The 14,329-nt window shown below is 66.4% G+C and carries 15 protein-coding genes; 8 read left to right on the top strand and 7 right to left on the bottom strand.

Annotated elements, in window-relative coordinates; all coding sequences use genetic code 11:
• Positions 1-2: 2 nt before the first annotated feature.
• Positions 3-1,208: an efflux RND transporter periplasmic adaptor subunit gene (locus E1N52_RS00075; RefSeq protein WP_133179043.1), complete on the bottom strand. Its 1,206-nt coding sequence runs from the start codon at positions 1,206-1,208 to the stop codon at positions 3-5.
• Positions 1,209-1,305: 97 nt separating this feature from the next.
• A complete protein-coding gene (locus E1N52_RS00070) occupies positions 1,306-1,521 on the bottom strand; it encodes a hypothetical protein (RefSeq protein WP_133179041.1) in 216 nt (71 codons plus the stop codon).
• 158 nt (positions 1,522-1,679) lie between these two features.
• Between E1N52_RS00070 and E1N52_RS00065 the strand changes: the two genes are divergently transcribed.
• On the top strand, positions 1,680-2,372 hold the full coding sequence (locus E1N52_RS00065; RefSeq protein ID WP_133179039.1) for a response regulator: 693 nt from the start codon (positions 1,680-1,682) through the stop codon (positions 2,370-2,372).
• The gene (locus E1N52_RS00060; RefSeq protein WP_133179037.1) at positions 2,369-3,433 is read left to right on the top strand and encodes an ATP-binding protein; all 1,065 of its coding nucleotides are present in this window, start codon (positions 2,369-2,371) and stop codon (positions 3,431-3,433) included. The genes E1N52_RS00065 and E1N52_RS00060 overlap by 4 nt, the downstream gene beginning before the upstream one ends.
• A 96-nt stretch (positions 3,434-3,529) precedes the next feature.
• Here E1N52_RS00060 and E1N52_RS00055 read toward each other — a convergent pair whose 3' ends face one another.
• The 5 genes from E1N52_RS00055 to E1N52_RS00035 all read right to left on the bottom strand — a co-directional run bounded on the left by E1N52_RS00055 (position 3,530) and on the right by E1N52_RS00035 (position 8,117).
• Complete coding sequence (locus E1N52_RS00055; protein ID WP_133179035.1) at positions 3,530-4,270, bottom strand: 3-ketoacyl-ACP reductase; 741 nt, start codon at positions 4,268-4,270, stop codon at positions 3,530-3,532.
• A gap of 365 nt (positions 4,271-4,635) precedes the next feature.
• Entirely contained in the window at positions 4,636-4,887 is a 252-nt protein-coding gene (locus E1N52_RS00050) for a hypothetical protein (protein WP_165979300.1), read from the bottom strand.
• A gap of 84 nt (positions 4,888-4,971) precedes the next feature.
• The gene (locus tag E1N52_RS00045; RefSeq protein ID WP_133179033.1) at positions 4,972-6,927 is read right to left on the bottom strand and encodes an AI-2E family transporter; all 1,956 of its coding nucleotides are present in this window, start codon (positions 6,925-6,927) and stop codon (positions 4,972-4,974) included.
• Positions 6,928-7,100: 173 nt separating this feature from the next.
• Positions 7,101-7,733 carry an MlaC/ttg2D family ABC transporter substrate-binding protein gene (locus E1N52_RS00040; RefSeq protein ID WP_246088892.1) on the bottom strand — a complete coding sequence of 211 codons (633 nt, stop codon included), beginning with the start codon at positions 7,731-7,733 and terminating at the stop codon, positions 7,101-7,103.
• Positions 7,734-7,886: 153 nt separating this feature from the next.
• Complete coding sequence (locus E1N52_RS00035; protein ID WP_133179029.1) at positions 7,887-8,117, bottom strand: hypothetical protein; 231 nt, start codon at positions 8,115-8,117, stop codon at positions 7,887-7,889.
• Between the two features lie 362 nt (positions 8,118-8,479).
• Here E1N52_RS00035 and E1N52_RS00030 point away from each other — a divergent pair, with 362 nt between their 5' ends.
• The 6 genes from E1N52_RS00030 to E1N52_RS00005 are packed head-to-tail and all read left to right on the top strand — an operon-like array spanning position 8,480 to position 14,244.
• Entirely contained in the window at positions 8,480-9,346 is an 867-nt protein-coding gene (locus E1N52_RS00030) for an STAS domain-containing protein (RefSeq protein ID WP_133179027.1), read from the top strand.
• 39 nt (positions 9,347-9,385) lie between these two features.
• Complete coding sequence (locus tag E1N52_RS00025; RefSeq protein WP_133179026.1) at positions 9,386-9,745, top strand: STAS domain-containing protein; 360 nt, start codon at positions 9,386-9,388, stop codon at positions 9,743-9,745.
• A gap of 42 nt (positions 9,746-9,787) precedes the next feature.
• The gene (locus tag E1N52_RS00020) at positions 9,788-10,213 is read left to right on the top strand and encodes an anti-sigma regulatory factor (RefSeq protein WP_133179025.1); all 426 of its coding nucleotides are present in this window, start codon (positions 9,788-9,790) and stop codon (positions 10,211-10,213) included.
• Entirely contained in the window at positions 10,198-11,322 is a 1,125-nt protein-coding gene (locus E1N52_RS00015) for an ATP-binding protein (protein WP_133179024.1), read from the top strand. The genes E1N52_RS00020 and E1N52_RS00015 overlap by 16 nt, the downstream gene beginning before the upstream one ends.
• On the top strand, positions 11,315-12,724 hold the full coding sequence (locus E1N52_RS00010; protein WP_133179023.1) for a sensor histidine kinase: 1,410 nt from the start codon (positions 11,315-11,317) through the stop codon (positions 12,722-12,724). Before E1N52_RS00015 ends, E1N52_RS00010 begins: the two co-directional genes overlap by 8 nt.
• On the top strand, positions 12,721-14,244 hold the full coding sequence (locus E1N52_RS00005) for an ATP-binding response regulator (RefSeq protein WP_133179022.1): 1,524 nt from the start codon (positions 12,721-12,723) through the stop codon (positions 14,242-14,244). The genes E1N52_RS00010 and E1N52_RS00005 overlap by 4 nt, the downstream gene beginning before the upstream one ends.
• Positions 14,245-14,329: the final 85 nt, after the last annotated feature.

The raw sequence follows: 14,329 nt of genomic DNA, 5'->3' as shown, positions 1-14,329 counted from the left end.
CCTCAGCCTCCGTGCTGCGCTTCGGCACTGGCGCCGTTAGCGGCGGCATCCACCTGGGGCGCGACTTCGCCCGTGGCCGGATTCACCGCGACCTGCACGGCACTCACGGCATCGCCGGCACGCACCTGCTGGCTGCCCTCGACGATCAGCAGATCGCCGTCCTGCACGCCGCCTGGCACGAGCAAATCGTTGCCAACCTCACGCGCGCCCGCAAAGGTGCGCTCGACCACTCGCTTGCCGACCACGAAGAGCGCAGTGGGCTCGCCGCGCGCGTTGCGGCTCACGGCACGCTGCGGGATCAGAAAGCCGTGCGGCACGGTCCCTTCCTCGACGATTGCGCGCACATACATGCCGGGCAGCAACAGGCTCGACGGATTGCGCAGCATCGCGCGCATCGTGTAGGTGCCGGTGGTCGTACTGACGCTCGACTCCGCGAAGGCCAGTTGTCCAGCGAGCGGATACAGCGCGCCGTTTTCGAGCCGCACGCGTACCGGGATATGGTCGCCGGCCGCATGAATGCGCCCCGACGCGATCGCGGCGCGCAGGTCGAGCAGGCTCGCGCTCGACTGCGTGACGTCGATGTTGACGGGGTCGATCTGATGAATCGTGGTCAGCGCGGTGCTCTGGCCGGCCGTAACCAGCGCGCCAGGCGTGAGCGCGGACTTGTCGATACGCCCCGAGATCGGCGCGCGTATCGTCGTGTAGTCGAGGTTGATGCGCGCCGTCTCCAGTGCGGCCTGCGCGGCGGCCACGCTCGCCTGCGCCTGCGCGAGCGTGTCGATTGCCGATTCGTAGTCCTGCTTGCTGATCGCGTTGAGTTTGACCAGCTCGCGGTCGCGATCGGCCGTCGCGCGGGCGCCCGGCACTGCCGCCTGCGCCTTTTGCAGGGCCGCACGCGCACTGTCGTACGCGGCGCGGTACGGCGCGGGGTCGAGTTGATAGAGCGGCTGGCCCGCTTTGACCTCGCCGCCCTCGACGAACAGCCTGCGCTGGATGATGCCGCCCACCTGCGGACGCACCTCCGCTTCCTCGGACGCAACGACCCGGCCGGGCAGCTCGCTCGTGAGGGGAACCGCCTGGGCCCGCAGCGCGATCACACTCACAGGCAGGCCGGCGGCGGCCTCGCTTCGCGGCGTCTCTGTCTTCGCGCCACAGGCGCTCAGGATCATCGCGGTCGCGACCGCGAGACCGATGCTCGTATGCTTCATTGTGGATTGCACACCTGATATCGGGCGAGCCGCCGCGCGGGCAGACTCGCTGTTGCGTTGCCGTGCCTGAGGACGGCGCACAGTCGCGCGGCGGCGCTCACGCCGGCGCGTAGAGGGACTTGAACTGCGTGTCGCTCATCGGCCACGAGTTGCCGGTTTCGTCGGTGAGGATCCAGTCGCCGGACTTGACCTCGCGCCAGCCTTCTGGCGTTGCAACCGCCCAGCCGTCAGTGCGCAGCACCACGCGCGGATGCCCGCCGGGCCCGAACCAGCGCTCCGCCTCGACGGCGGCCCCTCTTTTCAGAAAACGCATGCCAGATATCCCTGGAATAATGTCGATACCGCGAAATCGTGCGCCATCGCCCTCCACGCCAGATGGAGAATTCATGGAGATATCGTGGAGACTGTCGGACCGCCCGCGCGGATGTGAGAACATGGCTGGCTTAAATGTGTTTGCCCAAGATCGCTGCCATGACGAACGCGCTGATCCTGATCGTCGAAGACGAACCTGAGATCGCCGAAATCCTAGACGCCTATCTCGTGCGCGAAGGGTTCCGCACCTACCGGGCTGCCGATGGCCAGGTCGCCATCGACATTCAACCCTCGATCAAGCCCGATCTCGTGCTGCTCGACGTGAAGATGCCGCGCCGTGACGGCTGGGCGGTACTCGCCGAACTGAGCCGCCGCGGCAACACGCCGGTCATCATGCTGACGGCGCTCGACGAGGACATCGACCGCCTGCAGGGCCTTCGCCTCGGCGCAGACGACTACATCGTCAAGCCCTTCAACCCCGTCGAAGTGGTGGCGCGCGTGCACGCTGTATTGCGTCGCACGAGCGGCCTGCGTGCGCAACGTGTACTGCGCGCCGGCGCGCTCGAGATCGACACGGAAAGCTACCAGGCAAGTGTCCACACGGGCGGCGGCAGCACATCGCTTGCGCTCACGCTGACCGAGTTCCGCATCCTCGCGCACATGATGAAATCGCCCAACCGGGTGTTCAGTCGCAGCGAACTCGTGGACGCCTGTCTGCCCGGCAGCGACGCGCTCGAGCGCACCGTTGACAGTCACATGAGCAACCTGCGCAAAAAACTCGAGCAGGCTGGCAAGAGCGACGCCATCACGGTGGTCCGCGGCGTCGGCTACCGGTTCGGGAACGCGCAATGAGCCGCCGTAGCAAGCTTGGCAAGCAGATCGTACTCACGACAGGCCTCGTGTCGGTGATCACGACGCTGATCGTGTTCGTCGGGTCATTCATCTTCTACGACCTGATGTTCGCGTTCGATCCGCCACCAACACCCGGACCTCCCGACTCGCTGTTTCCCCAGGCACCCGACTATCTGATTTTCGCTGTGGTGGCGCTGTGCGGACTCATCGTCGCTGTACTGATCGCATTGCGGCTCGCACGCCGCATTCTCGCGCCGCTCAATTCGCTCGCAGAGGGTGCGCGCCGCATCGCCACGGGCGACCTCACGGCGCGCGCGATTCCGGGCGATCGCTCGCTCGGCGAGACGGCGCGCATGGTCGACGACTTCAACTCGATGGCCATGAAGCTGGAAGACATGGTGGGGAATATGGCCGCGTGGAACGCGGCGATCGCGCACGAACTGCGCACGCCGCTCACGATCCTGCAAGGCCGCCTGCAAGGCATGATCGATGGCGTGTTCTCCCCGGACGAAGCGCAGTTGCGCAATCTGCTGCTGCACGTCGAAGGCCTGGGCCGCCTCGTCGACGATCTGCGTGTGGTCACGCTGCAGGACAGCGGCCGGCTCGACATGCTGCTCGCACCGACCGACGTGAGCCATGAGGTCCGGCGCGCGGTCGAGTCGATGCGCAACGTGCTGGAAAGCGCGGATCTCGAACTCGAGTTGACGCTTGCACCGGTCGTCGTGCACTGCGACGCGGCGCGCATCCGCCAGGCGGTGCTCGCGCTGCTCGACAACGCGCGCCGCTATGCGAGGCCAGGCTATTTGCGGATTGCCGTGCGTACGACGGATGAGCGCGTCCTGATTCGCATCGAGGATGCCGGCCCGGGACTGAGCGAGGACTTCGCGCCGCATGCGTTCGATCCGTTCACGCGCGCGGAAGCCTCCCGCTCGCGGGTATCAGGCGGGACCGGGCTGGGCCTGTCGGTTGTGCGGGCAATTGCGATGGCGCATCAGGGCGACGTCAGGTATGAGCGATCGCCTGAAGGCGGGGCGATTTTTGAAATCGAACTACCGAATTAGGCGCCCCAAAATGCGAAGCGGGAGCCGGCATATCGCCACTCCCGCCAGATCACTTCGTTGTGCTCACAAGCACCGCGCGAGAAGCCGCGGCAACACTCAGCTCATGTGCAGGCCGCCGTTGAGCGAGAAGTCCGCGCCGGTCGAGAAGCCCGCTTCGTCGGACGCGAGCCAGGCCACGATCGAGGCGATTTCCTGCGGCTCGCCGAGGCGCCGCACCGGAATGCTGTCGACGATCTTCGAGAGCACTTCGGGCTTCACCGCCTTCACCATGTCCGTGCCGATATAGCCGGGCGAAACGGTATTGACCGTCACGCCCTTGGTCGCCACTTCCTGCGCGAGCGCCATGGTGAAGCCGTGAATGCCGGCCTTGGCCGTGGAGTAATTCGTCTGACCGAACTGGCCTTTCTGCCCGTTCACCGACGAAATGTTGATCACCCGCCCAAAGCCCCGCTCGATCATGCCGTCGATGACCTGCTTCGTTACGTTGAAGAGGCTCGTGAGATTGGTGTCGATCACCGCGACCCAGTCCTCGTGCGTCATCTTGCGGAAGACGACGTCGCGCGTAATGCCGGCGTTGTTGACCAGGATGTCGATCTCGCCGACATCCTTCTTCACCTTCTCGAACGCGGCGGCCGTGGAATCCCAGTCGGCCACGTTGCCTTCGGACGCGACGAACTCGTAGCCAAGCGCCTTCTGCTCGTCCAGCCAGCGCGTTTTGCGCTGCGAGTTCGGGCCGCAGCCCGCGACCACCGTGTAGCCATCCTTGTGCAGACGCTGGCAGATGGCCGTTCCAATGCCGCCCATGCCGCCGGTCACGTAGGCAATACGCTTTGCCATAGATCCTCCTTTTGCTTTAGGGGGTAGGTGAGTTGGGAAAGACTCTGGAGGATGGAGTCAGTTTGACGAGCGCCACCAAGCCGGGCGATGGGGAAATACCCGTACAGGAAAACGCCTGCCGCAATCCTTCCGTAAGACAGCGTGTACCGGCCTTCGCTTGGTGCCGCCGGAGAATTGAATCAGCCTATCAGCGTCCTTTGGGGGACACAAGACGATCACGCCCTCAGACGTGGGCAAAAGCACACAATTGCCTGGCATGCCTCAATAATTTTATGCATGGCAAATGTGTTTCGCATAAAGACACGGCCCGGCTCCATGGAGAACCGGGCCGCACGCAGGCTCACTGCGCAAGAATCAAACAAGCATCAAAGGCCGGCAGCGAGGCGCTCGTTGCCAAACCCTTCGGGCAGACCCGTCACATACTCCAGCCGCCCGACTGCTTCGAGCAGCGAGCGGCCGGCAATCGTGAGCGACAGCCGGCGGTGACCTTCCGTCCATTGCTCGAGCGCAACCAGCTGACGTTCGAGCAGCGTGTCCAGTTCCTGGCGATTCATGTCGATCTGATCCGGCGAATGGCGGACCAGCATCAGCGTGGCGAATTCCTTAGGGCTCAGCAATGTCGTCTCCCAGTAACTTTCATGCCGCAACCAGGGGCACAGGGCCGCATATATTCGAGGTTCAATGTGACACGGGCGTGACTGTCACAATTTCGCTCCCGCACTATATTTATCTTGCATATCGGGCGTTGGCTCCCTCTTTTCTGAAAGCGGCGCGTGTGCCGGCACGAGTGCCGCGCCGCATTCTTCCACGAGGTTGCGCAGCGAGATCGGGAAGAGCGTGCCGGGGTCGTCGGCAATGCCCGCGCCATCGTCACGCAGCCCCGCGCCGATGCCCACCACGATGGTCGCGTCGGGCGCGCGCTCGCGCAGGCGCCGCACGAGATTGCGCAGGTACGGCGCCGACTCGGGCGCATCGAGCGACACCACGCAGATGGCCGGCGAGCGCTCGTCGATCATGGCGCCGCGCGTGGCGCGCACTTCGTCGTAGGTGGTGGCCGTGCAGGGAATATTGCGCCGCATGAGCAACTGGCCGACGATCGCCACCGCCACGTCGTCGAACGCGCCGCGTCCTGGCACGCAGAGCACCTCGCCCGCGTCCGGCGAGAGCGTGAACTCGATCACCCTCGCGCCTTCGTCGGCGCCCTCGACGGACCTCTTTGCGCTCTCCTCCGCGGGCGCGGCGTGACGCGAATCGTCTACGGATTCGAGATCCTCGACGATATCGAGCAGCGCCTGGTTGATGCGCGCGACCTGCTCGCCGGGCAGCACGCCGCGCATGGCGTCGTTGCGCGCGAAGCGCAGGCCCTCGAACACCACCTGCTCGTAGTAGTCGATGAGCGGCATGCTCGTGAGCAGCCGGTCCGCCTGCAGCAGCGCTTCATGTGGATCGTCGGCGAGCAGGCGCTGGTAGCAGGTCTGCGCGGGCGTGAGCGCGGGCTGGTCGCCGAGCAGGATCGTGAGGAAGTTCAGCCGGTCCACGTAGCGGCCCAGCGTGACGATGCACAGCGTGAGCGGCGTGGAAAGCACGAGCCCCACGGGCCCCCACAGCCAGCTCCAGAAAATCGCCGCCACCACCACGGCAAGCGGCGAGAGGCCCGAGCGCTTGCCATAGAGCATCGGCTCGGCGAACTGCCCCGCCACCACATCCACGACGATGAAGAAGATCAGCGTCGTCACGCCCATGGTCCATTGCGGCTGCGTGGCCGCGGCGACGATCGTCGCCATGGCCGCGGCGATCCAGATACCGATGTACGGCACGAAGCGCATGAGCGCCGCCACCGCGCCGAACAGCAGCGCGCCCGGCACGCCGATGCCCGCCAGCCCCAGCGCGATCACCCCGCCCACCGTCACATTCACACCGAGCTGCGCGACGAAGTAGCGCGAGAGCCGCTGCGAGGCGTCGTTGATGGCGGTCGTCGTGCGGTGCAGGTCGTCGGAGCCGAACACGCTGATGAGCCGGTCGCGCAGGTCTTCGCGCTGGAACAGGATGAAGATCGTCACCACGAGCACGATGAAGGTCGTCTCGAGCGGCGCGATCGCCGGGGCTAGCGCCTTTTGCGCGAGCGTGAGCGGCGTGGGCGCGGGATTGTGGATCTCCACCGGCATGGGCTGCTGCGGCTGGTTGCGCGCCGCGCGCCCGCGCGGCTGCGGCGGCGCGGGCGGCGGCGTGGGCGTCACGCGTTGGAGTGCGGTGGCGGCGCGCGACATGAGTGAATCGGCGCGGCCCACGGTCTTTTCCTGCACCGTTTGCACTTTCTGCTCGATCTCTTCCTGGTACTGCGGCAGGGAGGCCGAAAGCTGATAGATCTGCGCGGCGATCAGCGCGCCCACGCCGGCGAGCGCGAGCACGGTGGTCAGCACCGCCACGAGAATGGCGAGGAACTGCGGCAAATGAAAGCGCCGCAGCGTGGTCACGAGCGGCGCCAGCAGAAAGCTCAGCAGCACCGAGAGCGTAATGGGAATCAGCACCGCACGCCCGAAGTACAGGCCGCACACCACGACCACGCCGGTGATGACGGAGGCGAGGCTGTGCAGCGTAGGCGGGCTTGGCGGAAACACCCGGTTGCGTCGGCCCTGCGGCGGCAGCGGGAAATTCATGTCAGATCGGATCGGCGAAAAAACAAAAGAAACACTCGGGCCGCGCTCGCTCGGGCAAGCGCGCGGCCCATCCACGCGCACGAGACGCGTCTCGAAATGGTACAGCGCCCGCGCGTGTCGGGCGCGGCCTCAGATTTTCGCAGGTCGCGAGAGCCTGGCGCAAAAACCACGCGTCACTGCGTTTGCGTCTTGCCCGACACGAGTTCCTGATTGCGCGCGGTGAGGAACTGGATGAGCCCGTCCACGCCACCCTGCTGGATCTTCTCGTTGAACTGCTGGCGATAGGTCTGGATCAGCCACGCGCCGAGCACGTTCAGGTCGTAAAGGCGCCAGCCCTGCGGCGTCTTGTACAGGCGGTAATCGATTTCAATCGGATTGCTGCTGGTTTGCGCGAGCGTGCGCACCACCACGTCGGTATCGCCTGGCGAGCTGCGCATGGGCGGGTACTCGATCTTCTGGTCAGGCTTCAGTTGCGCGATGGCTCCCGAGTAGAGATGGATCAGCAGCAGCTGGAACTGCTGCTCGATCTGCGCTTGCTGCTCAGGCGTCGTGGTACGCCAGTGCGGCCCCATGGCGAGGCGCGTGGTGCGGCGAAAATCGACGTACGGAAGAATGTCGCGGTTGACGATATCCTGGATGCGCCCGATGTCGTCGGGCGCGACGGCCTTCGTGCGGACTTCGTCGAGGATCTGCTGCGTGGCGGTCTTGATGAGCGCCTGCGGGTCCGACTGGTCCACCTGGGCCGATTGAGCAAACGCCGCCGTAGCGGGCAGGAACGACAGACACCACGCAAGAAGCGCGGTCATGCGGAATAACCTGGTCATCGATATCTCTGGGCAATGGCGGGAGGGGCGCACGGGCGCGAAATCGATAAGCCGCACGCATCGCGCAAGCGCACGCCAGCGCTCAGTCTAGCGGGTCAGGCGCACTCAGGTCGGATCGTTGTGCCGCTCGTGCATTCACGCGCGCGGCGTGCGAGCCCGCGCATCTGACTCGGTGAGGAACGCCTCGAGCCCGAAAAGCCAGGCCACGCAAAACGAAAGGCGCGAAAGCACAGCCGGCACCGGGTCGCCTTCGCTATCGTCGGCGCCCTCGTCCAGCGCGCTCTCGCCAGAAGCGAGCGCGCCTCCCAAGGGCGCGGACGTCGTCGATAACGGCGATGGCTGGCGAGAAATGGATTCGGGCTCCATGGCTGCGGTGCTCCTCGGTGCGGACCGGACTGTGATTGGCGCAAGCTGTGAAGCAAGACACATACCATGCCAGGCCATCGTGCCCGGCCCCGCCCACAGCAACGCTCACGCGCGAACACCCACCTCCAGCCTGTAAAAACTACAAGCGCGTCACGGCAAAGCGGTGGATTCCGCGCACGCCAGCCCCAGCAGCCGTTGCACAGGCAACCGGGCACGAAAAAAGCATGCAGCCGCACGCCCGACCGTTCGCTCGCCTTGCACGCCCGCGTAATCGATTCAATTGGAATCGAATCGATACGATGGTGTAAGGTTCAGCGGTTCGTCTCGACGACGAGGCGCGCCCCCATCGCTCAGGAGATTGCATGAACACACCGGAACAGGTTCGCATTGCGGACATCCTCGGCCAGCATCGCGACACGCTGCTCGCCGAATGGCTGCGCCTGCATCTGCCGATCGCGCTGCGCCGCGGCCTCGCGATGGAAGGGGAAATTCGCGAGCAGTTCTCTGCGTTCCTCAACGTCTTCCTCGACACGCTGCCGAACACCGAAACCTTCGATTCGGGCCGCCCGGAGTGGGAGCCGGTGCGCGCCTTCCTGGCGGAAATGTCGGCGCATCGGGCGCGTCAGGGCTACACGCCGGTCGAGACCGCCACCTTCGTGTTCTCGTTCAAGGAGCCGCTCTACGCACGCCTGCGCGCGGCCTATGCGCACAACCCCGCCGAACTCGCCCAGCTGAGCTGGCAGGTGAACCTGCTGCTCGACGGCTTCGGCCTCTATACCACCGACATTTTCCAGAAGAGCCGCGAAGCGATCATCGCGCGCCAGCAGGAAGAGCTGCTGGAGCTTTCCACGCCCGTCGTGCAGCTCTGGGAAGGCATCCTCGCGCTGCCGCTCATCGGCACGCTCGACTCCGCGCGCACCCAGGTCGTCATGGAGAGCCTGCTGCAGAAGATCGTCGACACGGGCGCGGGCCTCGCGATCATCGACATCACAGGCGTGCCCACCGTCGACACGCTCGTTGCGCAGCATCTGCTCAAGACCGTGGCCGCCGCGCGCCTCATGGGCGCGGACTGCATCATCAGCGGCATCCGCCCGCAGATCGCGCAGACCATCGTGCACCTGGGCGTCGATCTCAGCAACGTCACGACCAAGTCCACGCTCGCCGACGCCTTCGTCATCGCGCTGCAGCGCATCGGCGCAACCATCACCACGCCGAAGGCCTCGGCCTGAACGCCATTGAGCCAAAGCGACGCACGGGAGCCGCACACGATGGAACGCATTCCGATTCTGCGCCTCGGCGACTGCCTGATCGTCACGATCCAGGTGGACATGCACGATCGCCTCGCGATCACACTGCAGGACGACCTTACCGAGCGCATCGTGAAGGAGTCGGCCAAGGGCGTGCTGATCGACATCTCGGCACTCGACGTGGTCGATTCGTTCATCGGCCGCATGATCAGCAACACGGCCGCCATGGCGATGGTGCTCGACGCGCAGACCGTGGTGGTGGGCATGCAGCCGTCCGTGGCGATCACGCTGGTCGAACTCGGTCTCACGCTCACGGGCGTGCGCACCGCGCTGAATGTCGAAAAAGGCATGGCGCTGCTCAAGCAGCGCCAGCTCCGATGAATCCCTTTACTCCGTTAGCTAGCACGTCTCTTGCGTTCGATCATGAATAGCAACGACACGACCGGAAGGCTCGCGGCTCAAGTGAGCCTGCGTTCGGACGAGGAAATCGTCCGGCTGCGACAGATCGTGCGCGACGCCGCCATCGCGCAAGGATTCTCGCTTATCGAGCAGACCAAGTTCGTCACGGCGGCAAGCGAACTCGCACGCAACACACTGCAGCATGGTGGCGGCGGCGATGCGCGCCTCGAAGTGCTGGAGAAAGGCGTGCGCGTGGGACTGCAGCTCTCGTTCGTCGATCAGGGTCCGGGGATTGCTGATATCGAGCGCGCGCTGCAGGACGGCTTCACGAGCGGCAATGGTCTCGGCCTGGGCCTCGGCGGTTCGCGGCGCCTGTGCGACGAGTTCAAGATCGAATCGACTCCGGGTGGCGGCACGACGGTCACCATCACGAAATGGAAAGTACGCTAGACGGCGCGGCCGGTTACGCCGGCGGCACCCACCGATCCTTCGAGATCGGCGACGCCAGCAGCGTCGCCTTTGCACGCCGCGGCGCCAGCGAAGCCGCGCGCATCGCCGCGCTCAGCGAGACCGACGCGGGACGCCTCGCGATCGTGCTCACAGAAGCCGCCACCAACATCCTGAAGCATGCCGGCCACGGCGAGCTGCTCGTGCGCGCACTGGACGGCGCAGTGGAGCTGATCGCGCTCGACGGCGGCCCCGGTATGACCGACGTGGGCGCTGCGCTGGCCGATGGCCACTCCACGACCGGCACGCCCGGCACCGGGCTCGGCGCGATCCGGCGGCTCTCCAACCAGTTCGCCATTTACTCGCAGCCGGGCGCGGGCACGGTGTTGCGCGCGCTCGTCCATAAGAGCGGCGGCAACGCAGCGCACGCGGCATTCACCGGACCCGAGATCGGCGCCGTGTGCGTGCCTTACCCAGGCGAGGAAGTCAGCGGCGACGGCTGGCAGGCGCAGGCCGACCAGAGCGGCCTCACGCTCGCACTCGCCGACGGCCTCGGTCACGGCGCCGAAGCCCACGTGGCCGCCGTGGCCGCGCTCGACGTGCTGCGCCGCCGCGCCGGTCTCGCGCCCGCCGCGCTCATGGAACTCTCGCATGCGGCCCTGCGCCCCACGCGCGGCGCGGCACTCGCGCTCGTGCGCATCGATCTCGCGCGCCGCGCACTCGCGTTCTGCGGCACCGGCAATATCTCGGCCGTCGCGTATGGCGCGGGCCGCCCCATCGATAATCGCGCTTCAGCCGGCCACGCGCATCGGCCCGCCAGCGCAGAACCTTCCGCGCGCGAGTGTTACCAACTCGTCTCGCGCAACGGCATCGTGGGCCACACGATGCGCGGCACCCTGGAATTCGAGCTGACGTGGGGCGAAAACGCGCTCCTCATCCTCCACTCAGACGGCATCGGCACCCGCTGGGACCTCGCCGCCTGGCCCGGACTCGCCAATCAGCCCGCCGTCGTGATCGCGGCCGTCCTCTACCGAGACTTCGCGCGCCGGCGCGACGACGCCACCGTCGTCGTCGTGCGCGCACGCCCCGGAGTACAGTTGAATCATGAATAAGCCCCTGCTGCGCATCCGGCTTGAAACCGCCCAGGACGTCGTCGCCGCGCGTCGCCGCGCGCGCGAGCTAGCCACCGGCCTCGGCTTCTCGCCGCTCGACCAGACGCGCATTGCGAGCGCCGTCTCCGAAATCGCCCGCAACGCGTTCGAATATGCGGGCGGCGGCGAAGTCACCTTCGCGCTGGAAGGCGAGCGGCCGCGCGAAGCGCTCGCCGTGCAGGTGAGCGATCGGGGTCCCGGCGTGCGCGAGCTCGAATCCGTGCTCGACGGCACCTATCGCTCACCGGGCGGCATGGGCCTCGGCATCACGGGCAGCCGCCGCCTCATGGACCGCTTCGAGATTCGCTCGTCGACGGGCGGCACGATCGTCACCATGGCGCGCGACTTGCCGCACGAGCGCAGCGAGGCGAGCGGCCCGGAACTCGAGCGCATCGTGCGCGAACTGGCCGCACGCAGTCCGCAGGAAGGCGCACACGGCGACTCGCTCGAAGAACTCCAGCAGCAGAACCGCGAACTCGTGACGGCGCTCGACGAACTGCGCGAACGCCAGGAAGAACTCTCGCGCCTCACGCAGGAGCTGGAGGCGACCAACCGCGGCGTGGTGGCGCTCTACGCGGAACTCGACGAGCGCGCCGAGGAACTGCGCCGCGCCGACATGATGAAAACGCGCTTTCTCTCGAACATGAGCCACGAGCTGCGCACGCCGCTCAGTTCGATCCGCGCGCTCGCCAACCTGCTGCTCAACCGGCTCGACGGCGACCTGAGCGTGGAGCAGGAGCGCCAGGTCAAGCTGATTCTTTCGTCTGCGGAAAGCCTGGGCGAAACCGTGAACGACCTGCTCGATCTCGCGAAGATCGAAGCCGGCAAGACCGAAGTCGTGCCCGCGTGGTTCGAGCCCGCCGACCTCTTCGCCGCGCTGCGCACGATGCTCATGCCGCTGCTCGACACGCCGGAGGTCACGCTCGAATTCGGCTCCACGGCAGGTCTGCCGCAGCTTTACACCGACGAACCCAAACTCACGCAGATCCTGCGCAATTTCGTCTCGAACGCGCTCAAGTACACCGAGCGCGGGCAGATTCGCGTGGGCGCCCAGTGCATGCCCGGTGACGGCGACGAAGCGCGCATTACCTTCTTCGTTGCGGACACGGGCATCGGAATTGCTCCCGAACACCACCAGATCATTTTCGAGGAGTTCGGCCAGGTGCAGAACCGCCTCCAGCAGCGTGTGAAGGGAACAGGTCTTGGCCTGCCGCTGTGCCGCAAGCTTGCGGCGCTGCTGGGCGGCGAAGTGGGCGTGGAAAGCGAGCCCGGCGTGGGCTCGACGTTCCGCCTGAACGTGCCGGTGTGCCTCGCGACGTCCGTCGAGGACGAACCCGAGACCTCCGGGGACGCGGCGCCATGAACGCGCACGCCACGCTCATCCTCAACGTCGACGACAACGAAGGCGCGCGCTACGTGAAGTCGCGCGTGCTGCGCCACGCCGGCTACGCCGTGATCGAAGCCGCGACAGGCCAGGCCGCGCTCGAAGCCGTGCGCGAACAGGCACCTGCAATCGTGCTGCTCGACGTGAAGCTGCCCGATATCAGCGGCATCGAGGTGTGCCGCCTCATCAAGGCGGACCCGGAGACAAACTCCACGCTCGTACTGCAAACTTCCGCCGCCGCAGTGCAGACGCGCGACAAGATTCTCGCGCTCGACGGCGGTGCCGACAGCTACCTCACCGAGCCCGTCGAGCCCGCCGAACTGGTGGCGAACGTGCGCGCGCTCCTGCGCCTCTACGCGGCCGAAAAAGCGCTGCGCGACGCCGACCGCCGCAAGGACCGCTTCCTCGCGACGCTCGCGCACGAACTGCGCAATCCGCTCGCGCCGATTCGCAACGCCATCGAACTGCTCGACCCGCGCCACGGCGCGAACGACGCCATGCGCGCCGACGCGCGGCAGATCGCGAGCCGCCAGGTCGAGCATCTCGGCCGCCTCGTCGACGACCTGCTCGACGTCTCGCGCATCTCGCACGGCAAGATCGCGCTGCAGATGGGCACGCTCGACCTGCGCGAGATCGTCCAGATCGCCGTGGAAACGAGCCGGCCCTTCCTCGACGCGAAGTCGCAAACGCTCACGGTCGAGATCGACTGCGAGCCGTGCCATGTAACCGGCGACGCGATACGCGTGGCCCAGATCATCAGCAACCTGCTTTCCAACGCCGCGAAGTACACGGCCGAAGGCGGCCAGATCGCGTTGCGGCTCGAAGCGGACGTCTACGAGATCCTGATTCGCGTGCGCGACAACGGCATCGGCATCGCACCCGACGAGCTGCCCTACGTGTTCGAACTTTTCATGCAGTCGCGCGAAGCCGTGAAGCGCGCCGACGGCGGTCTCGGCATCGGCCTCGCACTCGTGCGCGAACTCGCGGAACTGCATGGCGGCTCAGTGAGTGCGCATTCGGACGGGCTTGGGCACGGCTCGGAATTCGTCGTGCGTCTGCCGCTCGCGCGGGCGCCGCAGTGTGAAGCGCCGCAAGATCAGACGCAAAGCGCTGGGGAACAAACTGCCCCGCCGCGCCGCCGCGTGCTGATCGCCGACGACAACGTCGATTCCGCTTCCTCGCTGCTCATGCTGCTGGAACTCGAAGGCCACGAGGTGCGTGTGGCGCACGACGGCCCGAGCGCGCTCGCGCTCGCGCAGAGCTTCCTGCCTCACGTGGCGATTCTCGACATCGGTTTGCCCGGCATGGATGGTCATGCGCTGGCGAAGGCGCTGCGTGCCGAACCGGCCACTGCGCACGCGCAATTGATCGCGCTCACGGGCTACGGCCAGGAGCGCGACCGCCAGGCCGCGAGCGAGGCGGGCTTCGACCGGCATCTGGTCAAGCCGGCGCCGTTCGAAGAGATCCTGCGGGAAATCGAAAGCGCGCCGACGGGTTGAGTGGCGCGGTCCGCCTGCCGACCGTTCGCGCCACCCAAACTCCGTTCGCGCCCGTTTCCCCTCGCTTCGTCGCATCCCCCTCGCC

The sequence above is a fragment of the Paraburkholderia guartelaensis genome, assembly GCF_004353905.1.
GTDB lineage: Bacteria > Pseudomonadota > Gammaproteobacteria > Burkholderiales > Burkholderiaceae > Paraburkholderia > Paraburkholderia guartelaensis.
The sequence above is the reverse complement of the archived record's forward strand: the minus strand, read 5'-3'. Positions and strand labels throughout refer to the sequence as shown.